Genomic DNA, 25,493 nt, shown 5'->3' with positions numbered 1-25,493 from the left:
GACTTCATGCCTTCTTCGCCTTGCCCGGTCCAGTCATGCGCTACGCCGTTTTTGGCAATCCGATTGCCCATTCCAAATCGCCGCAGATCCATGCCGCGTTCGCCGCGCAGTTCGGCCTTGCACAATTCCGCTACGACAAGCTGCTGGCACCGCTCGATGGCTTTGCCGCCACCGTGCGCGACTTCATCGCCGCAGGCGGTGCCGGCTGCAATGTGACCGTGCCGTTCAAGGAGGAGGCGTTCCGGCTGGCCGCCACGCTGAGTGCCCGCGCCGAGGCGGCAGGGGCGGTGAATACGCTGTTGGTGCAGGCCGATGGCAGCCTGCTGGGCGACAACACCGACGGCGCGGGCCTCGTGGCCGACCTGCTGCGGCATGGCGAGCTTGCCGGCCGGCGGCTGCTGCTGCTGGGCGCGGGCGGCGCCGCCCGCGGCGTGCTGCTGCCGCTGTCCGCCCAGACGCCCGCGGCCATGGTGTTGGCCAACCGCACCGCCGCCAAGGCAACCGCGCTGGCGGCCGAATTCGCGCCCCGGCTGAGCGTGCCGCTGACCGGCACCGGGCTGGACGGCATCGCAGGCCGGTTCGACGTGGTCATCAATGCCACCTCGGCCAGCCTGGGCGGCACCGCGCTGCCGCTGCCGGCTGATGTGTTCGCCCCCGGCGCGCTCGCCTACGACATGATGTACGGCAAGGACGAGACACCGTTCCTCGCCCAGGCGCGCGCCGCAGGCGTCGCCACCCGCGTCGACGGTTTGGGCATGCTGGTCGGGCAGGCGGCCGAAGCCTTCGCGCTGTGGACCGGGCACCGGCCGCAGGTGGCGCCGGTGCTGGCGCAGCTGCGCGCCGCGCTGTAACGCAATGTCACCCCGGGGCAGCGGGCGCTCGACCATAATCGCCGCCGCTTCGATATGTTGGTACGGACCATGGCAGGCAAATCAGGCAGGACCTTCGGCTGGTGGTTCGGACGGGCGCTGCTCGCGCTGTTGCTGCTGTTTGTGGCGTGGAACCTGTGGATCCTCGGCCACGTGGTGCTGTGGCGCTGGGTCAATCCGTCCGAGACCGCGTTCATGGAGCGCCAGCTCGACCGGCTGCGCGACGAGGACCCGCAGGCCGAGCTGTATCACCAGTGGGTGCCGTACCACAGGATCTCCAACAATCTGAAGCGGGCGCTGGTCGCCAGTGAGGACGCGCGCTTCCTGGCGCATGACGGCTTCGACTGGGAAGGCATCCAGACCGCCTGGGAGAAGAACCTGAAAAAGGGCCGTATCGTCGCGGGTGGCTCGACCATCAGCCAGCAGTTGGCCAAGAACCTGTTCCTGTCCGGACGCCGCACGCCGTGGCGCAAACTGGAGGAAGCACTGATCACGGTGATGCTGGAAGCGGTGCTGGACAAGCGGCGCATCTTCGAGATCTACCTGAACGTAATCGAATGGGGTGATGGCGTATTCGGCGCCGAAGCCGCGGCCCGCCACTACTACGGCGGCCGTGCCGCCCAGCTCAGCCGGATGCAGGCGGCCCGGCTCGCCGCCATGGTCCCCAATCCGCGCTACTACGACACACACCGCAACGACCGGCGCCTGCTGCGCAAGGCGGCCATCATCCAGCGGCGCATGGGCTACGCCGACATTCCCTGAACCACCACGCCGGCGCAACGCGCGCCTTGTGTGCTTTTCGTCTCACTTGCCCCAAAATGCCGTCCGGATAGGACATCGTCAGCGATATCGATAGTACGATGCTCGAAAAACCGGATGGACAGGGAGAGGGAATGAAGCGGGCGCTTTGGCGACGCGACTGGATCGTGGCGCTGGCCGTGGTCCTGGCGTATCTGGCGATCTGGTTCGCCACGCCGGCTGCGGGCTGGTTGGAGGCGCGCGCCTACGATGCCGGCGTGCGGCTGACCCAGCGTCTGCCCGATCCGCGCATCGCGGTGATCGCCATCGACCAGCAGAGCCTGGACAACATCGGCCGCTGGCCCTGGTCGCGCGAGACCCACGCGCGGCTGATCGACCGGCTGGCCGCCGGCGGCGCGCGCGTCGTCGCCACCACCGTGCAGTTCACCGAGCCGCAGCAGGACCGCGGCCTGCCCTACCTGCAACAGTTCAAGCGCCGCTTCCTGCAGAATCCCGAAGCCTATCCGCATGGCTTCGGTGCCCAGCTCGACGCCGCACTGCACGAGCTGGACGCCGATACCCAGTTGGCGCGCAGCATCGCCGCGGCCGGCAACGTGGTGCTGCCGATGTCGTTCACCTTCGGCGAGGCGCAGGGCGAGCCCGACCGGCCACTGCCCGGTTTCGTCACGCGCACCGAACTGGAGCCCGCCGGCGACCCGGGCCACGGCTGGCCGTCGCCGGTGAACGGCGCCACCGTGCCGCTGCCGCGCCTTGGCAGCGCCGCAGTGTGGGTGGCGGGCGATACGCTGGTGCCGGACGAGGATGGTGTGATCCGCCGGATTCCGCTGGCGGTGCGCCACTTCGATGCCCTTTACCCCACCTTCCCGCTGGCGGTGGCGGCACGCACGCTCAATCTGCGCCCGGGAGACATCGGCATCGACCTGGGACGGTCAGTCCAGCTGGGCGGGTTGCGCCTGCCCACCGACGCCAGCGCCGCCCTGCTGCCCTATTTCTACAGCCGCGACGGCGAAGCTGCCTTTCCGGTCGATTCGTTCTACGACGTGCTGGCCGGCAAGATCCCGGCCGGGAAATACCGCGGCAAGACAGTGCTGATCGGCGCCACCGCGCTTGGAGTCGGCGCGGCCTATGTGACGCCCGGCGCGGTGGCCACGCCATCGGTGCTGCTGGCGGCCAATGCGGTGTCCGCGCTGCTGCAGCAACACTATTTCGTCAGCCCGCCCTGGGCACACTGGACCGGCATGGCGGTGCTGCTGGCGGTGGCGCTCTACCTGATCCTGGCGCTGCCCCGGCTGAAGGCGGCGGCGGCGGCCGGAACCACCGCGGCGCTGCTGCTGGTGCTGCTGCTGGTGCAGTTCACGCTGATGGTCCAGGCGATGCTGTGGGTGCCGCTGGTGATGCCGGCCACGCTGCTGCTGCTGGGTCATGCGGTGTTGACCACCAAGCGCTTCTGGGTGACCGAGGAGCGCGAGCAGAAAAGCGCGGCCGAATCGGCCGAATCCAACCGGATGCTCGGCCTCGCGTTCCAGGGCCAGGGACAGCTGGACATGGCATTCGACAAGTTCCGCCGGGTTCCGCTCGGCGACGACATGATGGAGCTGCTCTACAACCTGGCGCTGGATTTCGAACGCAAGCGCCAGTTCAACAAGGCCGAGAATGTATACCGCCACATGGCGCGGCACGACCCGGGCTATCGCGATCTGGGCGACAAGCTCAAGCGGGTCAGGCAGATGTCCGAGACCGTGCTGCTCGGCGGCGGCGGCGGTGCGGGCACGGTGCTGCTGGCCGGCGGCGACGTGGAGAAGCCCATGCTCGGCCGCTACCAGGTAGAAAAGGAGCTGGGCAAGGGCGCGATGGGCGTGGTCTACCAGGGACGCGACCCCAAGATCGGCCGCGTGGTCGCGATCAAGACCATGGCGCTGACGCAGGAATTCGAGCCCGATCTGTTGGAGGAGGCGCGCGACCGCTTCTTCCGCGAGGCCGAGACCGCCGGACGTCTGAACCATCCGAGCATCGTCACCATCTACGACGCCGGCGAGGAACATGACCTGGCCTACATCGCGATGGAATTCCTCAAGGGACGCGATCTGACACCGTATACCCGGCCGGACAGCCTGCTGCCCACCCTCGCCGTGGCCGGCATTGCGCGCCAGGTCGCCGAGGCGCTGGACTACGCGCACGCGCAAGGCGTGGTGCACCGGGACATCAAGCCGGCCAACGTGATGTACGAGCCCGATACCGGTGCGATCAAGGTCACCGACTTCGGCATCGCGCGCATCACCGACTCCAGCCGCACCCGTACCGGCATGGTGCTGGGCACACCGTCCTACATGTCGCCCGAGCAGCTGTCCGGCAAGCGCATCGACGGCCGCTCGGACCTGTTTTCGCTGGGGGTGATGCTCTACCAGCTCGTCACCGGACGGCTGCCATTCAACGGCGATTCGCTGGCCGAGCTGATGTTCCGCATTGCCAACGACGCGCCGGCCGACCCCCGGACCCTGAACGCCCGGATTCCGGGCATGCTGGCGGCGATAATCATGAAAGCCCTGCAAAAAGACGTCGAGAGCCGATTCCAGAGCGGGGCCCATTTCGCTGCGGCTTGCGCCAAGCTCGAGGCAGGGCTCAAGCAGAGGGCCGAACATGGCTGATCTGAGCCGCTCGCTGCAGATGACCGGATTGACCGACGCCGGTCTCGTACGCGACCACAACGAGGATGCGCTGGGGTTCGACCCCACGCTGGGCTACGCCGTGCTCGCCGACGGCATGGGTGGCTACAACGCCGGCGAGGTCGCGAGCGGCATCGCGGTGCAGATGCTGGCGCACACGGTACGCGAGGGGTTGTCGGCCCGCGCCGCCCACCTGCGGGACCTGCATGGCGTGCCCCACGGCCACTCGCTCTTGGAGACCGCGGTGCAGCGGGCCAACGCGGCGATCTACGGCACCGCGCTGGCACAGCCGCAGTGCGCCGGCATGGGTACGACGCTGGTGGTCGCGCTGTTCTTCGACAACCGGGTGGTCCTTGCCCATGTGGGCGATTCGCGCTGCTACCGGCTGCGCGACGGGGTGCTGCAGCAACTCACGCGCGATCACTCGTTCCTGCAGGAGCAGCTCGACAGCGGCCTGATCACACCCGAGGAGGCCCGCTACGCCGGCAACAAGAACCTGGTGACCCGCGCGGTCGGCATCGACCCGGATGTCGAGACCGAGCTGAACGACTTCGCCGCCGCCCCGGGCGATCTCTACCTGCTGTGCTCGGATGGGCTCAACGACATGATCGAGGACGACGAGATCGCCGAGGTCCTGTCCGGGGCGCACCACGATCTGCCGGGCGCCGCGGCCGAGCTCGTCGGGCGTGCCAATGCAGCGGGCGGACGGGACAACGTCTCGGTGCTGCTGGTCGCGATACGCAAACCCTACCCGGCGCAGCCGGCGTTGTGGCGCAAGATGTCCTCGCTGTTCGGCAACCGGTCGTAGCAGGCAGCGGCAAGAGAGAGTGGAACAGAAAAATGGCAAAAATCCTGTTATGCCTGGATGGCAACGTGATCAAGGAATTCCGGCTGACGCGCGAGCGCACCACCATAGGGCGGCGGCCGACCAATGACATCCAGATCGAGAATCTCGCGGTATCGGGCCAGCACGCAGCGCTCGACCGGATCGGCGCTGATGTGTTCGTCGAAGACCTGGAGAGCACCAATGGCACGTTGGTCAACGGCAAGCCGGTGCAACGTCAGCTGTTGCGCAACGGCGACGAGGTCACGGTCGGCAAGTACCTGCTCAAGTACTGGCAGGCCGCGGCGCCCAGCGACGATTTCGACAAGACCATGATGATCCGCAGCGCAGCCAAGCCACCGGCCCCGCCTGCGCCGAAAGCGGCTACGGCTACGGCTGCGGCAACGGCGGCACGCCCTGCCCCGGCCGTAGTACGGCCCCCGGCCGGTGCCACCGGCGTGCTCAAGGTGATCAGCGGCACCAACGCTGGGCGCGAGCTGCCGCTGGACAAGGCCAGCACCCGGGTGGGCAAGGTCGGCGTCCAGGTGGCGCTGATCAACCGGCTGCCGCAGGGTTATATGCTTGCCCATGCCGAAGGCCATAGGACGCCCTTGGTCAATGGCGCCGAGATCGGCGCCACGGTCCGCCCGCTCAGGGACGAGGACCTGATCGAGGTGATGGGCGTGCAGATGGTGTTCTTCCTGCGTTGAGCGCGGCGCCGGCGGCCGCCCGCTGCGGCCTACCCGGCAATTTGAACGTTTGAGACAGGAATCCATGCAACTTCGCATCCTTGGCTGCAGCGGCGGGATCGGCGCAGGCAACCGGACCACCGCGCTCCTGCTTGGCCGGCATGTACTGATCGATGCCGGCACCGGATTGGGCGAGCTGACGATGGACGAGCTCGCGCAGATCGACCACGTGTTCCTCACGCACGCGCACATGGATCACATCGCCTGCCTGCCCATGCTGATCGATACCGTGTTCAGCAAGCGCACGCAGCCCATCACGGTGCATGGCTGCAGCGCCACGCTGGCGGCGCTGCGCGAGCACGTGTTCAACTGGCGGATCTGGCCGGACTTCACCGCCATCCCGTCACCCGAGGCGGGCATGCTGCGCCTTTGCACGTTCGAGGCCGGCGAGACCCGCAGCGCCGCCGGCTGCGGGATCACCGCGCTGCCGGTGCGCCATACGGTGCCGGCACTCGCCTACGCGCTCGATTCAGGCCACAGCACCCTGGTGTTCTCCGGCGACACCGCCGATTGCGCCGAATTCTGGGGCGCGGTGAACGCCCTGCCGCAACTTGCCACGCTGATCATCGAGACCGCCTTCGCCGACCACGAGCAGGCGCTGGCCGAGGTCTCCCGCCATTTCTCGCCCCGGCAGTTGATCGCGGCGCTGTCGCAACTGGCCCGTCCCGAGCAGGTCCAGATCCTGATCACGCATCTGAAGCCTGCCGATCAGGAACTGACCATGCGCGAGGTGCTGGCCAGCGGCGGACACTACCGCATTGCCCGGCTGGCGCAGGGGCAGACGATCGAATTCTGAGCGCGCCGCTCAGTGCACATAGCCCACAATGCTGATGTACTGGCAGATGCTGCCCGCCAGGACAAACAGATGCCAGATGCCGTGGCCATGCCTGATGCGCTCGTCGAGCACGAAAAAGACGATGCCGACGGTGTAGAAGGCGCCGCCGGCGGCCAACCACCCCAATCCCGCCGGGGCGAGCGCGGCGACCAGCGGGCCCATCGCCAGCAGGATCAGCCAACCCATCAGCACATAGATCAGCAGTGACAGCGCACGGGTACGCCTGCCGATCCACAGTTCCTGCACGATCCCGAGCACCGCCAGTCCCCAGTTGACGCCGAACAGGCTCCAGCCCCAGGCACCGCGCAGCGTCACCAGCGTGAACGGGGTATAGCTGCCGGCGATCAAGAGGTAGATCGCGCAATGGTCCAGCCGCTGCAGCACCGCCTTGGCGCGCCCGCGCAGCGCGTGATAGAGCGTGGAGATGGTATAGAGCGCGAACAGCGTGAAGCCATAGATCGAGACGCCGACGATCTTCCATGGATCGCCCGCCATGCCGGCCCAGACAATGGCGAAGACCATGCCGGCCAACGCCAGCACGGCACCGACCAGATGGGTGTAACTGTTGAAACGTTCACCGTAGTACATGTTGTCCTCCCGACGCCTGCGCGGCGTCCCACCCTCGCTGTCCCACCCGACCACACCCGCTGCCGGGCCGGCCTGACGGACCGACGCCTGCCTTTCTGCTGCAAGGCCGCAATACGCTACTCCAGCGGCAGCCACCCCGCCTAGTAAATAAGCCCGCCGTCATTTATTTTTATTCCCGTGAATCGGCAAAGCCGTTTCATTGCATATCCGAATATTCTAATTATTGACCGGGGAGCCCCGCCAAACCGGGCAGCCACCGGCCTGGAGAGGAGTGATGGCAATGTCCAAGTGGTCCGAAAAGCATATTGCTTATGCTTTTCTTTATCTATTCGTGATCGCGGTCTTCTTTTATCTGAAGAACGCCAATCTGCTGGTGGATGAACAGATCCACCAGGCACAGATCAGGCGTTTCTTCGCTGGCGACTATACGCTGGAACCGGCGCTGACCACCGTGCCCGGCTATCATCTGCTGCTTGCCTGGTTGATCTGGCCATTCGGCGAATTGACGCTGCCGATGATCCGCGGTGTCAACATGGTGTTCGGCCTGGCGCTGATCGGTGTGTTCACGCTGCTGCTGCGCCGCATCCAGGGCAGGGTCGAGCTGGCGCGGCTGGTGCAGTTTGTGTTCTTTCCGATCATCCTGCCGTTCTTCTTCCTCGCCTACACCGATGTGCTGGGCCTCGCGCTGGTGCTCGCCGGGCTGTATCTGGCGCTGTGCGGCCAATGGACCGCGTCGGCCCTGGTCTGCCTGCTCAGCCTGACGGTACGGCAGAACAATGTGGTCTGGATGGCGATGATACCGATGCTGTGCCATCTGCAGGCCCCCGGCCGCGTCTGGGACAGCCAGCGGCTGAAGACGCTGGCGCGCCGGTGCTGGGCCTTCATCCTGGGCGGGATCGGCTTTGCGGCGTTCGTTGTCTACAACGGCGGCGTCGCGGTGGGGGATCGCTGGGCACATCCGGCAAGCGGCATCCATTCGGGCAATTTCTATTTCCTGCTGCTGATCTATTCCATCCTGTTCCTGCCGGCCATTATTGCCAATCTGCGCAATACCGTGGATTACATCCGCAATCAATCACTGGCACCGATCGGATTGGCCTGTCTTTTCCTGTTCTATTTGTTCACCTTCAACAATACGCACCCGTACAACCATCTATTGGAGCACTATTTCCTGCGCAATTGGCTGTTGCAGCTGATCACCTCCTCGGCAATGATGAAGATCGCCTTCTTCCTGCCGATGGCCATTGCGTTCTTCGATTTTCTCGCGCGCGCCAAAGGGCGCCATGACCGGCTGCTGCTGGGACTGTTCGGCGTACTGGCGGTATTGCCATCCTGGCTGATCGAGCAGCGCTACTACATCGTGCCGCTGGCCCTGTTGATGCTGTATCGCGACGAGGAAGCGCCGCAGGTGGAGGCGGTGACGAGCCTGTACTACGTGACAGCGGCAGTGGCGCTGCTGTACGGCATCGCCACCTACCGCTGCTTCCTGTGACCTGCGAGGGGCCGGGTCAGCCGAGCAGCCTGTCGAGCGCCTCGCGGTATTTGGCCGCGGTCCTGCGGGCCACCTCATCAGGCAACGCCGGGGCCGGCGGGGTCTTGTCCCAGCCGGTCGATTCGAGCCAGTCGCGCACGAACTGCTTGTCGTAGCTGGGCGGGTTGGTGCCGGGCACATATTCGTCGGCCGGCCAGAAGCGGCTGGAATCAGGTGTCAGCGCCTCATCCATCAGCGTCAACGTGCCGTTCCCGTCCAGGCCGAACTCAAACTTGGTGTCAGCGATGATGATGCCGCGGGTGGCGGCGAACTCGGCCGCCCTGCGGTAGAGCGCGATCGCGGTGTCGCGCACCTTGGCCGCCAGCTCCACGCCCAGCAGTTCCTCGCAGCGCGCGTAGCTGATGTTCTCGTCGTGATCGCCCACCGCCGCCTTGGTGCTGGGCGTGAAGATGGGCTGCGGCAGGCGGTCCGCCTCGCGCAGACCGGCAGGCAGCGGGATGCCGCACACCGTGCCCGACTGGCGGTACTCCTTCCAGCCTGACCCGGCGAGGTAACCGCGCACGATGGCCTCCACCGGCACCGGCTTGAGCCGTTTGACCACGACTGCGCGGCCTTCCACCTGCGCACGCTCGGCGGGGCTGACCACGTCCTCGGGCCGATCGCCGGTGAAATGGCTGGGCACCTCATGCTTGAGCAGCTCGAACCAGAAATTGGAGATCGCGGTCAGGATCTTGCCCTTGTCCGGAATCGGTTCGGCCAGGATCACATCGAACGCCGACAGGCGATCGGTGGCAATCATCAACATGCGCCGCTCGTCGATCTCGTACAGATCGCGCACCTTGCCGGAATAGATCTTCTTGAGACTGGTCAGGTGGGTGGTGGTCAGGCCGGCCATGGCGAACATTCCGTACATGCAAAGAAGGCGATTATGCCACGCCGGTCCATGGGCGCGGTCACGCCGGGCGGCTGCGCCGCATGAAGCGCTCCGGCGCCGGGAACACCTCGAAACCCAGCGGCCGGTAGAGCCGGTGCGCGTCGCGCGTCAGCAGGTAGCAGTGTTCCACCTGGGCCAGCCCGGGGTGCGCGAGCAGCGTGCGCACCATCTCGGTGGCGATGCCCTGCCCCCGGTGGGTCGGGTCGACCACCACGTCCGCGAGATACGCAAAGCGCGCCCGGTCGGACACGATCCGCGCGTAGCCGACCTGCCGTGTGCCGTGGTAGGCGCCGACCAGCACGGCCGATCCGGCGGCGGCATCGCGCACGCGCGCCTCGTCGATGCCCTCGCACCAGTAGCAACGCGTGAGCTGCGCGGTCAACCAGCCAAAGTCGATACGCTCGGGCTCGTCGCTGTAGCAGATCCCGCCGACGGTGTGCCCCTGTTCGAGCGGACGCGTCAGCTTGAATGCGATGTGCTGTTGCTGCCATGGATCGATGCGCATCTCCCAGCCGGCCGGCTGAAAGCCCGCCGCCTGATAGAGCGTCAGCGCCGGCAGGTTGCGGTCGAAGCAGGTGGCGTTGATCCGCCGGGCGCCAAGGCTGGCCGCCAGCGCACACATCGCCTCGATCAGCGCCCGTCCCCAGCCTTGCCGGCGCCGGGCGGGATCGACGATCACGCTGCTCAGCGTCGCCTGTGCAGCCGGCGCATGCTCGATGAAACCGGCAAAGCCGACCGGCGCGCCGTCCACCTCCAGCACGCTGGCGCCGTGGCACTGCGTCAGCACTGCCTGCAACTGCGCCACCGACAACGGAAAGCTCGCGCGTGGCAACATCCGGTACAGGGTCTCGGCGTCGGCCACCCAGCTGGCGATGCACGCAAGGTCGGCCGGCTGCGCCGGGCGCAATCCCGGCATCAGGATGCCTTGAGGGCGGCAGCCGTCAGCGCCGACAGGCGTCGGCGCTGGCATCCCGCCGCATCGAAATTGGCCGGATCGAGCCAGGCGGCATAAGCCGCTTCCAGAGCCGGCCATTCGCGGTCGATGATCGAGTACCACGCCGTGTCGCGATTGCGCCCCTTGATCACCGTCGCCTGGCGGAAGATACCCTCGAAGGTGAAGCCCAGCCGCGCGGCAGCGGCGCGTGACGGCGCGTTGAGCGCATTGCATTTCCATTCCACGCGGCGATAGCCGAGTGCGAAGGCATGGCGGATCAGCAGGATCAGCGCCTCGCTTGCCGCGGTGGTGCGCTGCAGCCGGGGCGAAAAGGCGAGATTGCCGATCTCGATGGCACCGGCACGCGGCTGGATGCGCAGGTACGCGGCACAGCCCAGCGCCTGCCCTTGCGCATCGACGATGGTGTAGTGGCGCTCATCGGGCGCCTGGCAGGCCTGCGCCAGCCAGGCTGCATAGTCCGCGGGGGCGGCGAACGGGCCGAAGGGCAGATAGGTCCATACCGCGCCTGCCGCATCCTCGGCGTGGGCTGCAAACAGCGCGTCGGCATCGCGTGCCGCCAGGGCCGGCAGCAGCCGGCACCACTGCCCGCCCAATCCCGCCTCGGCCGATGGCGGTGGTGGCGGCTGCCAGTGCGGCAGCAGTGTGCCCAATGGTGCAGGTGGATCGGTGGCAATGGGCATGGCAATGCGGCAACGGAACGGTGAAGCCCGATCCTAACAGGCGGGGGTGCGCGCCGTGGCGTCACAGTACCAGCGTGCCGCCACGGTAACAGCGCGGAAGGGCGACACCGCCCTCCTCGCCACCCCACGCTTGGCACCCGGCCGGCACAGCTCACATTCGAAGACCGATCGGCCCTAACGCCACAAGCTGTAGCCGATCCGGAACTCGGTACCGCTGCGCCGGTTGTAGTCGATCAGCGTCTCGCCCCAGCCTTCGAAATAGCTCAGGTACAGATAACCCATGGTACGCGGGAAGAAACGCGCCAGCGGGTAGGTGACCTGCGCATGCCCGCTGGCATAGCCCTCAGTGCCCTGGCGCAGGGTGGCGGCGATTTCCAGCGACTGTGGATGTCCGAAGGTGAAGCGGTAGTCGCCGTAGCCGCGGTAGTTCTCCACGTCGCCGTTGTTGCTGCCCTTTTGCAGGTAGTAGTAGAGCTTGGGTGAGAACGTGAAGTGCCAATCCCCTGGGTCGCCGAGATAGAAGGTGGGTTTGACGAAGAACAGGTCCACGCTGCGCGATTCGAGCTTGTCCTCGCCGTTCGATTCGTGTTCGTAGCCGGCGGCGAATGCCACGCGCTTGAGCCAGCCTGCGGATACGCCGGTGTCCGGCAGCGCGTAGTACAGGCTGGGGCGGTAGCTGGAGTCATACATCGGGTAGGACTCGGCATCGATGTCCATCAGCATCGTCTGCGTATAGCCGATGTAGAGGTTGTCCAACAGCGCCTTGGACTGGGGCGTGTCGGGTTCGAGCAGCCGGAAGCGGAAACTGAACTGCAGCTGGGTGTAATCGTCGCTGTCCAGACCGGTGGCGACATACACGGGCTCGTGGAACGAGAAGCGCGACAGCACCGCGGGGTTGTCGTCGATGACCCGCGCCTGCGGCGCCTGGTCCGCCGGCCGCGTGGTGCCGACGCTCTGCGGCGACGGGGCGGCGGCGACCGGTTCGGCCGCCTCGTTGCGCCGGGCCAGCGTGACCACCATCGGTGCCACGTCCAGATCCGGCAGCGCCAGCCGGACTTCGCCGCGCAGGCTGGCGGGCAGCGCGGCGGCGTAGCTGAGCTTGCGCGGCTGGCCGGGCACCTGCGGCAGGTCGGGCTGGCGCATCAGCGTGAGCTCGACCGGCGGCTGCGGAAAGGCGGTGGCACTGGCACGCAGTTGCGCCGGCTCCTCGGTGGGTTGTCCATCGTCGAACACCAGCAGCGTGACGGTCAGCGTATCGGTCACGTCCACCTGCCGCGGCAGCGGGGCGACGGCGATCGAGGCAAAGGCGGGGCCCGCCAGCCACGACAGGGCCAGCAGGGTGGCGCCAGCGACGGCGCGGATACGGAAGGGCAATGGATGGGTCAACAGAGTAGGCACGGTCATGGCAGCTCGCAGTGGCAGGACCGCGCCCCCTGCGCGGCCCTTAGCTTGCAGAAAACCATGGGCGGGCGGTAAGCGCCGTGTGAAAAATGCGATGGCGATCAGGCCGGCCGGCTGCCTGTGCGCAGCGCGCCGCCCGATCAGGGCAACCTCAGCATCGTCACGCCCCATCGCTGTCGCCGACCGTTGTGCGATGGCATGCACGGCCGGCCGCAACGCCGCTCTGCGCAGGTGCCGGCGTCAGCCAGGCCGACCAGGGCGCTGCTTACGCCGTCGCGCCCAGCAACGCCGGCGCAGCGCGGGGACGATGCAGGCGGCCGCGACGCGCGCTCTGGATCAACTGACGCAGGAAGCGCAAGCCCTGCGGCCAGTTGCCATGCCCCGAATCGACGTTGATATGCCCCGCTCCGGCAAGCGTGACCTGTCGCGCGCCCCAGGCCTGGGCAAATGCGGTGGCATGGTCGATATGGCAGGTCGGATCGTTGTCGCTTGCGATCACCAGGCTGGGAAACGGCAGCGGCGCCAATGGCAGCGGAACGAAACCGGTGAACTGGGCGGGCACGAACGGACGGCGCACATCCGCCGGCGCCACCAGCAGGGCGCCGGCGACGCGCGTGCCGTTCCGGCCGTACAGCGCGGCCCAGTGTGCCAGCGTGATGCAGCCCAGGCTATGCGCGATCACGATCACCGGGCCATCACGCTGGGCCAGGGTGCGCTGCAACGCGTGGGTCCAGGGTCCCGCCACCGGATATTCCCAGTCCCGCTGCTCCACCCGTTCGAACCCGGGGTAGCGCGCCTGCCAGCGGCTCTGCCAGTGCGAAGGTCCCGAATTACGCCAGCCGGGCAGCACCACAATGCGCCCCCCCGCGGCCAGCCACTGGGTGATCGGCCCTGCGTCCTGCGCCGTCATGACCGGTATCCCGGCTCGCCCAGCAGATAGCCTTGCAGGCCATCCACCCCCGCCTCGATCGCCAGTGCCCGCTGCAGCGCGTCCTCCACCCCCAGCGCCACTACCTTGCTGCCGGCGTCGCGCAGCAGCACGACCAGCTGGCGCAGACCACGTGCGGCTGTGTCGTCCTGGCTGGCCAGCCGCAGCAACCGGCGGTCCAGCTTGACGTAGTCGGGCGCAAGCGCCCAGAAGCGGTCGAAATTGGCGTGGGCATGCCCGAAATCGTCGAGGGCGATCCGATAGCCGCGCGCCCGGAAATTGGCGACCGCGCGTGCGATCGCCTGCGGTTCGGCCGCGACGCCGTCGCTTTCCGAGAGTTCGAGCACCACATCCGCGGGCTGGAAACCCTGGCTGCCCAGGATGCGCTCGAAGTAGGCGCCGTGGCGCTCCACCGCCGGCAACAGCTCCGGATGCACATTCAGGAACAGCGAGCGGCCTGGCCGCGCATAGGTGGCGAAATTGATCAGATGCAATGTGCGGCACAGCCGGTCGAACGGCACCAACAACTGGCTGGCACGCGCGGCGGCGAATGCAGCCTGTGGCGCGAGCGGCTTGCGTCGCAGATCGGCACGCAGCAACGCCTCCTCCCCCAGCACGGCATGTCCGTCCGGGTGGTAGATGGGCTGGAATGCCGATGCCAAACGCATGCCGAGCGCCTCGGTCACCGCGCCCTGGATCGGGTCGATGTTGAATTCGGCGCGCGGCCAGTCACGGCGGATCTCGACCGGGACAGGCTGGGCGGGGAGTTTGAACGTGTCGTTCATGGGGCTCCGGAATCTCGACGGGTCAGGAAGGGCGCAAGGCGCTTCCTTTGCACAAAGGCGGTTCATGCATCAGGCCGGACCGTCATAACTGGCGTGCCGACACGCTGGTTGGCAGCCGGCTCACGCCGCCCCGGGGCTGCGTACCACGGGCCGGCCTGCGACGGTAAGACATCGACCGCAAAACCCAGACCAAAAATGCGCCGGCAGCCTGTTCGACCGCCCGGCCGGCGCTCCCCACTGCAGCGGGACGCCGTCGCGCCGGCAAGGGCGGGTGAATGGCGTCTGTCCACGAAGCACCGTTGCCCTGGCATGCCTCGGGCAATCCGCCCCCGGCTCTGCCGGGGGGATGCCGCAATCGGCCTGCCGCTGTGGTGCCGGGCGCTTTACCGGTCCGGTTGCGGCGTCAGCCGCAGGTAGGGCCGCAAGGCGCGATAGCCCTTCGGAAAGCGCTGCGCGATCTCGGCCTCGTCGGTCAACGACGGCACGATCACCACCTCGTCGCCCTGCTCCCAGTTGGCCGGAGTGGCGACCTTGTGGTGGTCGGTCAGCTGCAGCGAATCGATCACGCGCAGGATCTCGTTGAAATTGCGGCCGGTGCTCGCCGGATAGGTCAGCGTCAGGCGGATCTTCTTGGCCGGGTCGATCACGAACACCGTACGCACGGTGAGATTGGCCAGCGCGTTCGGGTGGATCATGTCGTACAGCGTGGCCACCTTGCGGTCGGCATCGGCCAGGATGGGGAAGTTGACGCGGGTGCGCTGCGTCTCGTTGATATCCTCGATCCACCGGTGATGCGACTCGACCGGATCGACGCTGACCGCCAGTACCTTGACGTTGCGCCGGGCGAATTCATCCGTGAGCCTGGCGGTATAGCCCAGCTCGGTGGTGCACACCGGGGTGAAGTCGGCCGGGTGCGAGAACAGCACCACCCAGTGATCGCCGGCCCATTCGTGGAACCGGATCTCGCCTGTGGACGATTGCTGGGTGAAGTCGGGGGCGGTGTCGCCCAAGCGCAAGGTCATGGTGATGCTCCTGAAGGGGTGCAAGCAATGGGCCGGCCGGCGATTGTGCCGGCCGGCGGACAGTCCGGATCGGGCGGGCGGGTCGCGCAGCCGATGCCTTACCTGGCGTTGGCCGCCTGGATCTGGTCGAACACCGCGCCGTCGACGAAGTGGGTCTTCTGCGCGTGCGCCCAGCCACCGAATTCCTGGTCGATGTCGAACAGCTTCACGCTAGGGAACTGCTTGGCGTACTTGGCGTACACCGTCTTGTCGCTCGGCCGGTAGTAGTTCTTCGCGGCGATCTCCTGGCCTTCGGGCAAATACAGGTACTGCAGGTAGGCCTCGGCCACCTTGCGCGTGCCCTTCTTGTCGACCACCTTGTCCACCACCGCCACCGGCGGCTCGGCCTTGATCGACAGGCTGGGCGCGACGATCTCGTACTTGTCGGCGCCGAACTCGCGGATCGACAACACCGCTTCGTTCTCCCATGCCAGAAGCACATCGCCCTGGCCACGCTCGGTGAAGGTCACGGTCGAGCCACGCGCGCCGCTGTCGAGGATGGGCACGTTCTTGAACAGGCGGGCGACGAAATCACGGGCCTTGGCGTCAGTACCGTATTGCTTCTTGGCCCAGCCCCACGCCGCCAGATAGTTCCAGCGGGCGCCACCGGAGGTCTTGGGATTGGGCGTGATCACCTTCACGTCCGACCGCACCAGATCGGCCCAGTCCTTGATGCGCTTGGGGTTGCCCTTGCGCACCAGGAACACGATGGTCGAGGTGTAGGGCGAGGCGTTGTCGGGGAAGGCTTTCTGCCAGTTGGGCTTGAGCAGCTTGCCCTTTTGGGCAAGCTCGTCGATGTCGTACGCCAGCGCCAGTGTGACCACGTCGGCCTGCAGGCCATCGAGCACCGAACGCGCCTGCTTGCCCGAGCCGCCATGCGACTGCCGCACGGTCACATCGTCCCCGGTCTTTTTCTTCCAGTGGCTGGCGAATGCCTTGTTGTAATCCTGGTACAGCTCGCGGGTCGGATCATACGAGACATTGAGCAGCTCGACCGAGGCGGCCCAACTGCCGCTGGCAGCGAAGGCGAAAGTGACGGCGGCGGCTAGGTGGCGGTAGGACATCTGCGTGGCTCCCTGTGTTTGGAATAGGCGTAGGGCGCAGTGTGGCAAGGTTGTTTTATATCTAGAAATATTTTTTTATTGGTTTTTTATTCTTTATGGATATAAATGGTCAAATCCGATGCCACCTGGATATGGCAGGCCAGCCGGGGAACATGCGGCAGCGTGGCGGATGAAGCCACCGGGTCCAGGCCGCGCCGCGCCAGCACCGCCTGCTCCAGCCGCGGACACGGCAGGGCTTGGCTGGCATCGGGCGCGATGAACACCACGCAGGCGCCGCAGCTGCCCTGGCCGCAACGCCACGGCAGCGCAGGCACGAAAACGCCGGCGTTGTGGCGTATCACGTCGATCAGCCGCGTCGCCTGTGGCACCTCGGTCTGCAGCACCAGCTGCTGATCCACCATGAACGTCAGCACCGGCATGGACCGCCCCAGACACGGCGCCGGCTCGCTCCGGCATCGCCATGGCCCTGGCTGCATCGGGCCGGCCCGGCCTGTGCTTGCCCCGCCCCGCTGGCAGGGCGTGTCCCCGTGACCGACGGAGCAACAACACCGGGCCACCGATACAGCCGCCTTGCGCGCCCTCGGTGCCAACCGGCCTCAGGCGCCGCAGACACCGGGACAGACATAGGTCATATAGCCGCCGCCGCAGTCGGCCATGTGGTCATGCGCGATCTGGTCGAACCTGCCTTCGACGATCAATGCGGACAGGTGCATCAGCCGCTGTGCTTCGAGCAGCGGCGAATCGCCGACGATGGCGCCGTGCCAGTCGATGAAGCGCAGCACGCCTGCCGAGGCGTAGTCCCAGGAATCGAGCGGACGGAAATACCTGCCGACGATGGGCAGCGCGCTCAGCAGCTCGATGAACGGGCGTGTCGGCGGCAGATGCGGCACGATGTCGTCGGCGTACTCGTAGCGCAGGGCCCCGGGCAGGACCTGACCATAGGCATGGGCGAACACCGCATCGCCAGGACGCGCACCGGCAAAGCTCACCACATTGGCCGGGGCGATGCCTTCGAGCTGCAGCAACCGCATGCCCGCCAGATGCGCCATCGCACCACCCTTGCTGTGCCCGGTCACGTAGAGCGGCTTGCCGCCCGCCAGCCGGGTCTTCACCGCCGGCAGCAGCTGCGGCCACAACGCATCGATGGCGCCCCAGAAGCCCTGATGGACCGCGCCGGGCATGCCGGCCACCTGGATCGGCATCGCATCCAGGTCGTTCATCCAGTCGAGCAGGTCCTGGATGTTCTCGAGATCCGGCGGCAAGGTGCCGCGGAACGCCAGCACCACCGCATCCGCGGTGCTGCCGACAAGGCATGCATCGATTGCATCCAGCCCGGCCTGAAAGGTATCGGGGGTATCGATGAAGCCAACGGTATCGTAGGCCGGCTGCCTGCTGTTGAGCGGGCTGCCGCTGCCGATGGCATAGCTCACCACGCAGGCGGACAGCAGGCGGCAGTCGAGCGAGGGGGTTGCGGGCATGACGGGCTCCTGGACTGGCGGGCTGGCGACCGCCGATGCGCCCAGCATAGACGGGGGCACAGCGGCGCCAAGCCCGGGCCGCCTTGCGGCGGCCGCCGGGCGTCAGGCCGCGGCCTGGTGGCCGAACTCGCTGTTGAGCACCGTGTAGAACTGACGCAGGTTGGCATCCAGCTCGGCCAGCTGATGCTGCAGCTGCCGGTCCATGTCCTCCAGCTCGACGATGCGGTCTTCCAGCGTGTCGGTGGCCTTGTGGATGCGCTTGATGCTTTCCAGCCGGCGGCGCAGCTGCAGCTGGTGTTCGCGCACCTGCGTCTCCATCGGCGCCATCACGGCCTTGAGCCAGTTGTCCACGTCGCGGTTGGCCACTTCGAACACATACACCACACGGCTGGCCACGGTTTCGAAGAACTTGGCGGTCAGCCTGCCCTGGCTGGTGGTCAGGAGATTGCCGATGGTGTTGAAGTGCTCACGGAACGACTTCTCCAACCGCGCCAGCTCCTTGTGGTACTTGAGGGTGGAGAACGGCGGCGGCGTCACCTGCCCCAGGCCATGCTCCTCGCTGAACTTGCGGTACATCGCGGCCATCATCGCCTGGATTTCGGCCACCTGCTCGGCCGACTTGCTGATGTTGCCGTTCACGTCCTTGAAGAAGCGGTCCATGATGGCCCTGAGGCCCCCTTCGCCGAACGAGAACAGCGAACGCTCCATCTCGCCGCGGATGCGCGCGATCTCGGCCTTGAGCGCATCCATGCCCAGGAGCGTGAGCAGCTGATTGGTCTGCTGGCTGAATACGCTGCGCAGCGCCTGGAAGCGCACCAATCCTTGCTCGAAGTGCTTCTTGTCGGCCTGGACCTTCTCCATCATCTGCGCGACCACGTCCTGGTTCTTGCCGCGCAGCTTGGTCAGCTCGTCCAGTTGCTCGGACAGCCCGCCGCGGCGGGTGGCAAGGATGCTGCGGGTGGCGCCGACGATGTCCTCGACCTCGGTCACCGTGCTGTCGCGCACGATGTCCTGCTTGGCCGGCAGCAGCTCCTGCGACAGTGCCGTCTCCAGCCGGTTGAGCTGCGAGCGCTCCAGCAGCGCGGCATCCTGATGCACCTTGGCCACCAGCGCCTTCTGCGCCGATACCGGGTACACCTGGGCGCGCGGCACGCTCAGCAGATGCGCGGTGGTCTCGACCTGGCGGTCGATCTCGGCACGGATCTCGCCGTCGCTCTTGAGGTCGTCCCACAGGCCGTCGATCTTGTTGAGCACCACCAGGCGCCCGCGGGCGCCGCCCTGCACACGGCCCACGTGGTTGCGCCACACTTCGATGTCGCTCTTGGTCACGCCGGTGTCGGCGGCCAGGATGAACAACACCGCGTGGGCATTGGGCAGCAGGTTCAACGTCAGTTCCGGCTCGGTACCGATGGCATTCAGCCCCGGCGTATCCAGGATCACGAGGCCCTGTTCGAGCAGCGGATGCGGGAAATTGATCAGCGCATGGCGCCAGGCCGGGATTTCGATGGTCAGGTCGTCGGCGACCGTCATCTTCTGGTCCGGGTCCTCGTCGTTGAAGAGCCCGTAGTCGCGCGCCTCGGCCACCGGCACGCGCTTGGTGCGGCCCACCTGCCGGAATGCGTCCAACAGGCTGCCGGCATTGCTGATTTCCAGGGGCAGCGTGTGCCACTCCTCGGGATAGCGGCGGTATTCGCTGGTGGTCACGTTCTGCCGGCGCGTCTCGATCGGCAGCAGCTGGATCGATGGCGGGCGCTGCGGATCGTAGAACAGCTCGGTCGGGCACATCGTGGTGCGGCCGGCCGACGACGGCAGCACGCGCTGCCCATAATGGGCAAAGAAGATGGCATTGATCAGTTCGGATTTGCCGCGCGAGAACTCGGCGACGAAAGCGATGTTGAGCTTGTCGTCCTTGAGCTTGTCCAGCAGGGTCTGCACCCGCAGCTGCGTCTGCGCATCACCCAGGTCCTGCTCGGAGAGCCAGCGCCCCAATTGCGACACGCTTTGCGAAAGCTGGCCGCGCCAGGCGCTGTAGGCCTGGAAGTCCCCGGCGAGCCGGTCGCTGCCCAAGGGATCGTTGACGGCCAACGCGTCAAGATGCAGATAGTCCATCATTGCCAGCTCCCTGAGTGCGGGCGCGCGCCGCGTGCCCATCTTGTCGTTATGTCGCCGTCACCGGCTGCCTGTCAATGCTGGCAGTCCGGGCAGTGGAAAGTCGCACGCTGGCCCTGGCGCAACTGGGCGATCGACGTGCCGCATACCCGGCAAGGCTCCCCAGCCCGGCCATAGGCATAACACTGCAGCAGAAAATAGCCCGAGCGCCCGTCGCTGTCGACGAAATCGCGCAAGGTGGTGCCCCCCGCCGAGATGGCCGCGGTCAGCGTCTCGCGGATCGCCTCCACCAAGCGCCCGATCTCGGCCCGGTTCAGCGTATCGGCTGGCCGGCGCGGGTCGATGCGCGCACGGAACAGCGATTCGGATGCATAGATATTACCGACTCCGACGACCACGTGGTTATCCATCACCACCTGCTTGATGGGTGCGTGCCGACGGGCGAACGCGCCAATGAGATGGTCGGCGTCGAAGGCGGGCGACAGCGGCTCGGGGCCGAGCGCGCGCAGCAGCGGATGCGCCGCAGGTGCGCCGGTATGCCAGAGCATCGCGCCGAAACGGCGCGGGTCGCGGTAGCGCAGCCGGCGGCCGTTATCGAGCACCAGGTCGATATGGTCGTGCTTCTCGGCCGGGAACGCCTCGGTCAGCACCCGCAGCGTGCCGCTCATGCCCAGATGCACGATCAGCGTACCGTGCTCGAAATGGAACAGCAGATATTTGGCGCGCCGGCTCAGTCCGATGATGGGGCGCCCCGCCAGCAACCCGGGCAACGCCTCGGGCACCGGCCAACGCAGCCGGCGCTCGCGCACGATCACGTCGAGCACACGGCTGCCCTCGATATGCGGTGCAATACCGCGGCGGGTGGTTTCGACTTCGGGCAGTTCGGGCATTTCGAGGTCCATTCCCGCGTTTTGGACGGGCGGGCGGGAATTCCCTTAAGATGGCCCTGTCCATTCACACTCGCCCGGCCAAGGCATCCGATGCCTTGGCCGGGCGCTCGCAACCTGCGGATTGTGCCATGTCCCTCTCCCCTCGCGCGTGCTTGTCTGCATTGTTGAGCGCGGCGCTGGCCGCCGCGGTCGGCGGCTGTGCCACGCCGGCCCGGCCGGCGGCAGCACCCACGGCGGCCAGTGAACCGGCTGCAGCGGCAAGCGAACCCGCCGCCGCTGTGGCAAGTGTCATCGAGGCTCCGGAACCGGACTACCCGAAGCAGGCGCTCACCGTCGACCTGCTGCTGCGTTTCCTGGTCGGCGATATCGCATTGCAGCGCGGCGAGATGGCGCTCGCCTCGCAAGCCTGGACCGAACTGAGGCAGCACAGTGCCGACCCACGCGTGGCCAAGCGGGCCACCGAAGTGGCGATCGCCGCAGGGCAGCTCAACCAGGCGATCGAAGCGGCCCAAAGCTGGGTGAGCGCCGATCCCGGCTCGGTCGACGCGCGCCAGGTGATGCTCAGCCTCTTGATCCGCGCCAACCGGCTCTCCGAGGCCAAACCCCATATCGAGGCGCTGTTCAAGGCACGACCGCAGGAGACGGCGCCATTCCTGGCTCAGATGCACCGCCTGTGGGACAAGCAGACCGACCGCGCCGCTGCGCTCAAGCTCACCCAGGAACTCGCCGCCGCGCACCCGCAGCTGCCCGAGGCGCATTTCGCGCTGGCAGTGGCCCATGCCAACGCCGGCCAGCAGGCCGAGGCGCAGCGCGAGCTCAACCAGGCCGAAGCACTGCGCCCAGGCTGGGAAACGAGCCTGCTCTACCGCGCGCAGCTCCTGAACGACGCACCGCTGCCGCAACGGATCGCGCAGCTTGAGCAGGCGGCCCGGCAAGCCCCCAAGTCCGTGGCGATCCACAATGCACTGGGGCGGCTCTATGCCGAAGCCAAGCGTTACCGCGACGCCAGCCTCAGCTACGAGACGGCGCTTGCGTTGCAGCCGGCGGATCTGGAGGCCCTGGTGGGATCCGGGCTTGTGGCGATCGAACTGCGTGAATATGAAAAAGCCAACAGCCGCCTTGCCTCCGCCGTGGCGCGCGCGCCCAACCACACTGCCAATCTGCGTTTCTATCTGGGGCAGGTTGCCGAGGAATTGCGGCATTACGAAGAAGCCGCGCGCTGGTACGCGCAGACCGACGGCGAGCTGCAGTCCGCAGCGCAGCGGCGCCTCGCCAGTGTGTACGTGAAACTCGGCCAGCTGGACGAGGCGCGCGCGGTGGTCGGCAGGATGCCGGCACAGACGCGTGAGGCGCAGGTGGAAAAGGCGCAACTGGAGGCCCAGCTGTGGCGCGAGGCCGGCAACCTTCCACGTGCGTACACCGTGCTCACCGAAGCGCTCAAGCGGTTTCCGGAGCACCCCGATCTGCTGTACGACCGCTCGCTGATCTCCGACCTGAACGGCAACTACGCCGAATCCGAGGCGGACCTGCGCCGCTATCTCGCGCTCAAGCCGGAAAACGCCATGGGGCTCAACGCGCTGGGCTACACCCTCGTCAACCGTACCGACCGGGTCGACGAAGCCGCACGCTATATTGAGCAGGCGATCGCGCTGGAGCCGGAGAACCCGGTCATCCTCGACAGCCTCGCATGGCTGCGCTTCAAGCAGGGGCGGCTCGAAGAGGCGGAACAGCTGCTGTCCAAGGTGCACGCGCAACTGCCCGACCCGGAGATCGCCGCACACTGGGCCGAGGTGCTCTGGCAAATGGGACGCCGGCAGCAGGCGCGTGAGGTGCTGCAAAAGGCATTGGCCCGCGATGCGAGCAATGAGGTCCTGCTTGACACCGGCAAGCGCCTGGGTCTGCATCCGTGACGGTCACAACGCGACTCAAGCCGCGCCTCACGGCGCTGGCGGCCTTGCTGCTGGCCGGTTGCACCACGGTGCCCGCACCCTCCCCACTTGCCGCCCGGGTCGATTTCGCGGCCGACGGGCGCCTTGCGGCACGCGGCGAGCTGGCCGGGCGCTCAGTCAACGAGAACGTGCATTTCCGCTGGCGCCGCAGCGGCGAGCAGGTCACTGTCGAACTGGGCAGCCCTCTGGGTGACACCCAGGCGCGGCTGCAGGTGACCCCGGCCGAGGCGACGCTGCGGCTGGCCGATGGCCGCAGCGCCAGCGCGCCAGACGCCGACGCACTGCTGGCGGAGCTGACCGGACTGACGCTGCCAGTGGCGCAGCTGCGCTGGTGGATCGAGGGCGCATCGGCCCCGCAACCCGCGGCGACGGAGCTGCCGGGCGAAACACCGGGCAGCCGGCGGCTTGAACAGGCGGGCTGGCAGGTCTCGCTGTACGATGCGGCGCCCTACCCGCGCCGGCTGGTCCTCAAACGGGACGATTTCGAAGTACGCATCGCCGTCACCGCGTGGCCATGACACCATTCCCTTCGCCCGACTGGCACGCGTTCGCGGCGCCGGCCAAGCTCAATCTGTTCCTGCATATCGTCGGTCGCCGCACGGACGGCTATCACCTGCTGCAATCGGTGTTCCAGCTCATCGATCTGGCCGACACCGTGCATATGCGGGTACGCGCCGACGGTGCCGTGGTGCACCACAATCCCTTGCCCGGCGTGGCCGCCGAAGCGGACCTTACGGTGCGCGCAGCCCGGCTGCTGCAGCGGGAGACCGGCTGCACGCTGGGCGTCGATCTCGCGCTGGACAAGCGCGTGCCCATGGGCGGCGGGCTGGGCGGCGGCAGCTCCGATGCCGCCACTGTGCTGCTGGCGCTCAACCGGTTATGGGGGCTGGCGCTGCCGCGCGGGCGATTGATGAAGCTGGGCCTGGCGCTGGGCGCGGATGTGCCGTTCTTCATCTTCGGCAGGAATGCCTTCGTCGAAGGCATCGGCGAGCGGATGACCCCGGTGGATACCCAGTCCGGCTGGTTCGCGATCGTCCATCCGCCGGTGCATGTGCCGACACCGGCCATCTTCGCAGCCCCGCAACTGCAACGTGCCACGCCACCGATACGGCCAACAGCGATCGACTACGCCACCACGCGCAACGACCTGGAGCCTGTGGCCTGCGCGCTGTTCCCGCAGGTGGCGGCTGCGCGCGATGCGCTGGCCCGGATTGCGCCTGCCCGCATGACCGGCTCCGGCGCCTGCCTATTTTCATTTTCCGCTTCACAAACCGAAATCGACTGTGTACTATCTCGGCTTCCTGACGGGATGGCCGCCTTCAAAGCAGCCACACTCGATCAGCACCCGTTGCACGAATTTGCAAGCTAGTCAGCCAAGTTCGTTAGGGGAGTCGCCAAGTTGGTTAAGGCATCGGATTTTGATTCCGACATTCGAGGGTTCGAATCCTTCCTCCCCTGCCAGTATGCAAGTAGAAAAGCGTGTACACCCGTTACACGCTTTTCGTTTTTTCAGGGTTCGGAAATGGCTTACGAAAGCCTCATGGTGTTCACCGGCAATGCCAATCCCAAGCTTGCCGACAGTGTCGTCAATCATCTGGACATCTCGCTGGGCCGTGCTGCCGTCGGGCGGTTCTCCGACGGCGAGGTGACCGTCGAGCTGCTGGAAAACGTACGCGGCCGTGATGTATTCGTATTGCAATCGACCTGCGTGCCGACCAACGACAACATCATGGAAGTGATGCTGATGGTCGATGCGCTCAAGCGCGCGTCGGCCGGCCGCATCACCGCAGCGATTCCCTATTTTGGCTATGCGCGGCAGGATCGCCGCCCCCGGTCGGCCCGTGTGCCGATCTCGGCCAAGGTGGTGGCCAACATGCTGCAGGTGGCCGGAGTCGACCGGGTACTGACCGTGGATGTGCATGCCGACCAGATCCAGGGCTTTTTCGACATCCCGGTGGACAACATCTATTCCACCCCGGTGCTGCTGGCCGACATCCGCGCGCAGCAGCATGACAATCTGATGGTGGTGAGCCCCGACGTCGGCGGCGTGTTGCGCGCGCGCGCAATGGCCAAGCAGCTGAATGTCGACATGGCCATCATCGACAAGCGCCGCCCCAAGGCAAACGTGGCCGAGGTGATGCATATCATCGGCGATGTGGCCGATCGCAGCTGCGTCATCATCGACGACATGATCGACACCGCCAACACGCTGTGCAAGGCCGCCGCGGCATTGAAGCAACACGGCGCCAAACGGGTGATCGCTTATGCGACCCATCCGGTATTCTCCGGCGCGGCCGTCGAACGCATCCTGCAATCGGACCTAGACGAGGTGGTGGTGACCGACACCATCCCGCTGTCCGAGGCGGCCCTGCTTTCCGATCGCATCCGCGTGGTCTCCATCGCCGGCCTGCTGGCGGAGACAATGCGGCGCATCAACAACGAAGAGTCGGTGTCCTCACTGTTCGTCGACTAGGCATTGTG

The 25,493-nt window shown here is 66.7% G+C and carries 24 protein-coding genes and 1 tRNA gene; 12 read left to right on the top strand and 13 right to left on the bottom strand.

Translation table 11 applies throughout. The annotated features are described in order from the left end of the window. Positions 1-35 precede the first annotated feature (35 nt). The 6 genes from aroE to N8I74_RS03935 all read left to right on the top strand — a co-directional run bounded on the left by aroE (position 36) and on the right by N8I74_RS03935 (position 6,659). Positions 36-851 carry a shikimate dehydrogenase gene (aroE, locus tag N8I74_RS03960; protein WP_263125628.1) on the top strand — a complete coding sequence of 272 codons (816 nt, stop codon included), beginning with the start codon at positions 36-38 and terminating at the stop codon, positions 849-851. 69 nt (positions 852-920) lie between these two features. Next, positions 921-1,631 carry a monofunctional biosynthetic peptidoglycan transglycosylase gene (gene mtgA / locus N8I74_RS03955; protein ID WP_263125627.1) on the top strand — a complete coding sequence of 237 codons (711 nt, stop codon included), beginning with the start codon at positions 921-923 and terminating at the stop codon, positions 1,629-1,631. A gap of 131 nt (positions 1,632-1,762) precedes the next feature. After that, positions 1,763-4,273: a CHASE2 domain-containing serine/threonine-protein kinase gene (locus N8I74_RS03950; protein ID WP_263125626.1), complete on the top strand. Its 2,511-nt coding sequence runs from the start codon at positions 1,763-1,765 to the stop codon at positions 4,271-4,273. After that, on the top strand, positions 4,266-5,099 hold the full coding sequence (locus tag N8I74_RS03945) for a Stp1/IreP family PP2C-type Ser/Thr phosphatase (protein WP_263125624.1): 834 nt from the start codon (positions 4,266-4,268) through the stop codon (positions 5,097-5,099). Before N8I74_RS03950 ends, N8I74_RS03945 begins: the two co-directional genes overlap by 8 nt. Before the next feature lie 32 nt (positions 5,100-5,131). Beyond that, positions 5,132-5,824: an FHA domain-containing protein gene (locus N8I74_RS03940; protein WP_263125623.1), complete on the top strand. Its 693-nt coding sequence runs from the start codon at positions 5,132-5,134 to the stop codon at positions 5,822-5,824. 64 nt (positions 5,825-5,888) lie between these two features. Further along, positions 5,889-6,659, top strand: coding sequence for an MBL fold metallo-hydrolase (locus N8I74_RS03935; RefSeq protein WP_263125621.1), 771 nt, complete (start codon positions 5,889-5,891; stop codon positions 6,657-6,659). 9 nt (positions 6,660-6,668) lie between these two features. Here N8I74_RS03935 and trhA read toward each other — a convergent pair whose 3' ends face one another. Continuing rightward, positions 6,669-7,286, bottom strand: a complete 618-nt coding sequence (gene trhA / locus N8I74_RS03930) for a PAQR family membrane homeostasis protein TrhA (protein WP_263125620.1) — start codon at positions 7,284-7,286, stop codon at positions 6,669-6,671. Positions 7,287-7,566: 280 nt separating this feature from the next. On the opposite strand from trhA, the gene N8I74_RS03925 reads away from it, so the two are divergent. Beyond that, complete coding sequence (locus tag N8I74_RS03925; protein ID WP_263125618.1) at positions 7,567-8,778, top strand: Dol-P-Glc:Glc(2)Man(9)GlcNAc(2)-PP-Dol alpha-1,2-glucosyltransferase; 1,212 nt, start codon at positions 7,567-7,569, stop codon at positions 8,776-8,778. 16 nt (positions 8,779-8,794) lie between these two features. Here the strand turns inward: N8I74_RS03925 and N8I74_RS03920 are convergent, their stop codons facing one another. The 12 genes from N8I74_RS03920 to mutM all read right to left on the bottom strand — a co-directional run bounded on the left by N8I74_RS03920 (position 8,795) and on the right by mutM (position 21,063). After that, positions 8,795-9,673, bottom strand: coding sequence for a phosphoribosylaminoimidazolesuccinocarboxamide synthase (locus tag N8I74_RS03920; RefSeq protein ID WP_263125617.1), 879 nt, complete (start codon positions 9,671-9,673; stop codon positions 8,795-8,797). A 58-nt stretch (positions 9,674-9,731) separates the two neighbouring features. Beyond that, positions 9,732-10,628: a GNAT family N-acetyltransferase gene (locus N8I74_RS03915; protein ID WP_263125616.1), complete on the bottom strand. Its 897-nt coding sequence runs from the start codon at positions 10,626-10,628 to the stop codon at positions 9,732-9,734. Further along, a complete protein-coding gene (locus N8I74_RS03910; RefSeq protein WP_263125615.1) occupies positions 10,628-11,347 on the bottom strand; it encodes a GNAT family N-acetyltransferase in 720 nt (239 codons plus the stop codon). The genes N8I74_RS03915 and N8I74_RS03910 overlap by 1 nt, the downstream gene beginning before the upstream one ends. A 174-nt stretch (positions 11,348-11,521) precedes the next feature. After that, positions 11,522-12,751 (bottom strand): phospholipase A, encoded by a 1,230-nt coding sequence (locus N8I74_RS03905; RefSeq protein ID WP_263125614.1) that lies wholly within the window; start codon positions 12,749-12,751, stop codon positions 11,522-11,524. 262 nt (positions 12,752-13,013) lie between these two features. Beyond that, positions 13,014-13,658: an RBBP9/YdeN family alpha/beta hydrolase gene (locus N8I74_RS03900; protein WP_263125613.1), complete on the bottom strand. Its 645-nt coding sequence runs from the start codon at positions 13,656-13,658 to the stop codon at positions 13,014-13,016. Then, entirely contained in the window at positions 13,655-14,461 is an 807-nt protein-coding gene (locus N8I74_RS03895; protein ID WP_263125612.1) for an EAL domain-containing protein, read from the bottom strand. Before N8I74_RS03895 ends, N8I74_RS03900 begins: the two co-directional genes overlap by 4 nt. A gap of 383 nt (positions 14,462-14,844) precedes the next feature. Beyond that, on the bottom strand, positions 14,845-15,483 hold the full coding sequence (locus N8I74_RS03890) for a peroxiredoxin (protein WP_263125611.1): 639 nt from the start codon (positions 15,481-15,483) through the stop codon (positions 14,845-14,847). A 98-nt stretch (positions 15,484-15,581) separates the two neighbouring features. Then, positions 15,582-16,586, bottom strand: coding sequence for a sulfate ABC transporter substrate-binding protein (locus tag N8I74_RS03885; protein WP_263125610.1), 1,005 nt, complete (start codon positions 16,584-16,586; stop codon positions 15,582-15,584). A gap of 86 nt (positions 16,587-16,672) precedes the next feature. Further along, positions 16,673-17,005, bottom strand: coding sequence for a 2Fe-2S iron-sulfur cluster-binding protein (locus tag N8I74_RS03880; protein ID WP_263125609.1), 333 nt, complete (start codon positions 17,003-17,005; stop codon positions 16,673-16,675). Between the two features lie 177 nt (positions 17,006-17,182). After that, complete coding sequence (locus N8I74_RS03875; RefSeq protein ID WP_263125608.1) at positions 17,183-18,064, bottom strand: lipase family protein; 882 nt, start codon at positions 18,062-18,064, stop codon at positions 17,183-17,185. A 102-nt stretch (positions 18,065-18,166) separates the two neighbouring features. After that, on the bottom strand, positions 18,167-20,176 hold the full coding sequence (locus N8I74_RS03870) for a dynamin family protein (protein WP_263125607.1): 2,010 nt from the start codon (positions 20,174-20,176) through the stop codon (positions 18,167-18,169). Between the two features lie 71 nt (positions 20,177-20,247). Further along, positions 20,248-21,063, bottom strand: a complete 816-nt coding sequence (mutM, locus tag N8I74_RS03865; protein ID WP_263125606.1) for a bifunctional DNA-formamidopyrimidine glycosylase/DNA-(apurinic or apyrimidinic site) lyase — start codon at positions 21,061-21,063, stop codon at positions 20,248-20,250. A 128-nt stretch (positions 21,064-21,191) separates the two neighbouring features. On the opposite strand from mutM, the gene N8I74_RS03860 reads away from it, so the two are divergent. From N8I74_RS03860 to N8I74_RS03840, 5 genes are all read left to right on the top strand, one after another. Next, positions 21,192-22,973: a tetratricopeptide repeat protein gene (locus tag N8I74_RS03860; protein WP_263125605.1), complete on the top strand. Its 1,782-nt coding sequence runs from the start codon at positions 21,192-21,194 to the stop codon at positions 22,971-22,973. Next, positions 22,970-23,530 carry a lipoprotein insertase outer membrane protein LolB gene (gene lolB, locus N8I74_RS03855; protein WP_263125604.1) on the top strand — a complete coding sequence of 187 codons (561 nt, stop codon included), beginning with the start codon at positions 22,970-22,972 and terminating at the stop codon, positions 23,528-23,530. The genes N8I74_RS03860 and lolB overlap by 4 nt, the downstream gene beginning before the upstream one ends. Further along, on the top strand, positions 23,527-24,381 hold the full coding sequence (ispE, locus tag N8I74_RS03850; RefSeq protein WP_263125603.1) for a 4-(cytidine 5'-diphospho)-2-C-methyl-D-erythritol kinase: 855 nt from the start codon (positions 23,527-23,529) through the stop codon (positions 24,379-24,381). The genes lolB and ispE overlap by 4 nt, the downstream gene beginning before the upstream one ends. Positions 24,382-24,396: 15 nt before the next feature. Further along, a tRNA-Gln gene (locus tag N8I74_RS03845) sits at positions 24,397-24,473 on the top strand. Between the two features lie 61 nt (positions 24,474-24,534). Beyond that, on the top strand, positions 24,535-25,485 hold the full coding sequence (locus tag N8I74_RS03840) for a ribose-phosphate pyrophosphokinase (RefSeq protein ID WP_263125602.1): 951 nt from the start codon (positions 24,535-24,537) through the stop codon (positions 25,483-25,485). Positions 25,486-25,493: the final 8 nt, after the last annotated feature.

Source organism: Chitiniphilus purpureus, assembly GCF_025642115.1.
Classification (GTDB): domain Bacteria; phylum Pseudomonadota; class Gammaproteobacteria; order Burkholderiales; family Chitinibacteraceae; genus Chitiniphilus; species Chitiniphilus purpureus.
This window is presented reverse-complemented; position numbering and strand designations above follow the sequence as displayed.

Coding starts and splice junctions, on each gene's coding strand:
- N8I74_RS03910 (WP_263125615.1), bottom strand. CDS start 11,347: ATGCCCATTGCCACCGATCCACCTGCACCATTGGGCACACTGCTGCCG.
- N8I74_RS03880 (WP_263125609.1), bottom strand. CDS start 17,005: ATGCCGGTGCTGACGTTCATGGTGGATCAGCAGCTGGTGCTGCAGACC.
- N8I74_RS03905 (WP_263125614.1), bottom strand. CDS start 12,751: ATGACCGTGCCTACTCTGTTGACCCATCCATTGCCCTTCCGTATCCGC.
- N8I74_RS03870 (WP_263125607.1), bottom strand. CDS start 20,176: ATGATGGACTATCTGCATCTTGACGCGTTGGCCGTCAACGATCCCTTG.
- mtgA (WP_263125627.1), top strand. CDS start 921: ATGGCAGGCAAATCAGGCAGGACCTTCGGCTGGTGGTTCGGACGGGCG.
- N8I74_RS03885 (WP_263125610.1), bottom strand. CDS start 16,586: ATGTCCTACCGCCACCTAGCCGCCGCCGTCACTTTCGCCTTCGCTGCC.
- N8I74_RS03890 (WP_263125611.1), bottom strand. CDS start 15,483: ATGACCTTGCGCTTGGGCGACACCGCCCCCGACTTCACCCAGCAATCG.
- trhA (WP_263125620.1), bottom strand. CDS start 7,286: ATGTACTACGGTGAACGTTTCAACAGTTACACCCATCTGGTCGGTGCC.
- aroE (WP_263125628.1), top strand. CDS start 36: ATGCGCTACGCCGTTTTTGGCAATCCGATTGCCCATTCCAAATCGCCG.
- N8I74_RS03895 (WP_263125612.1), bottom strand. CDS start 14,461: ATGAACGACACGTTCAAACTCCCCGCCCAGCCTGTCCCGGTCGAGATC.
- N8I74_RS03915 (WP_263125616.1), bottom strand. CDS start 10,628: ATGCCGGGATTGCGCCCGGCGCAGCCGGCCGACCTTGCGTGCATCGCC.
- N8I74_RS03950 (WP_263125626.1), top strand. CDS start 1,763: ATGAAGCGGGCGCTTTGGCGACGCGACTGGATCGTGGCGCTGGCCGTG.
- N8I74_RS03935 (WP_263125621.1), top strand. CDS start 5,889: ATGCAACTTCGCATCCTTGGCTGCAGCGGCGGGATCGGCGCAGGCAAC.
- N8I74_RS03860 (WP_263125605.1), top strand. CDS start 21,192: ATGTCCCTCTCCCCTCGCGCGTGCTTGTCTGCATTGTTGAGCGCGGCG.
- N8I74_RS03875 (WP_263125608.1), bottom strand. CDS start 18,064: ATGCCCGCAACCCCCTCGCTCGACTGCCGCCTGCTGTCCGCCTGCGTG.
- N8I74_RS03920 (WP_263125617.1), bottom strand. CDS start 9,673: ATGGCCGGCCTGACCACCACCCACCTGACCAGTCTCAAGAAGATCTAT.
- N8I74_RS03940 (WP_263125623.1), top strand. CDS start 5,132: ATGGCAAAAATCCTGTTATGCCTGGATGGCAACGTGATCAAGGAATTC.
- N8I74_RS03945 (WP_263125624.1), top strand. CDS start 4,266: ATGGCTGATCTGAGCCGCTCGCTGCAGATGACCGGATTGACCGACGCC.
- N8I74_RS03900 (WP_263125613.1), bottom strand. CDS start 13,658: ATGACGGCGCAGGACGCAGGGCCGATCACCCAGTGGCTGGCCGCGGGG.
- N8I74_RS03925 (WP_263125618.1), top strand. CDS start 7,567: ATGTCCAAGTGGTCCGAAAAGCATATTGCTTATGCTTTTCTTTATCTA.
- ispE (WP_263125603.1), top strand. CDS start 23,527: ATGACACCATTCCCTTCGCCCGACTGGCACGCGTTCGCGGCGCCGGCC.
- mutM (WP_263125606.1), bottom strand. CDS start 21,063: ATGCCCGAACTGCCCGAAGTCGAAACCACCCGCCGCGGTATTGCACCG.
- N8I74_RS03840 (WP_263125602.1), top strand. CDS start 24,535: ATGGCTTACGAAAGCCTCATGGTGTTCACCGGCAATGCCAATCCCAAG.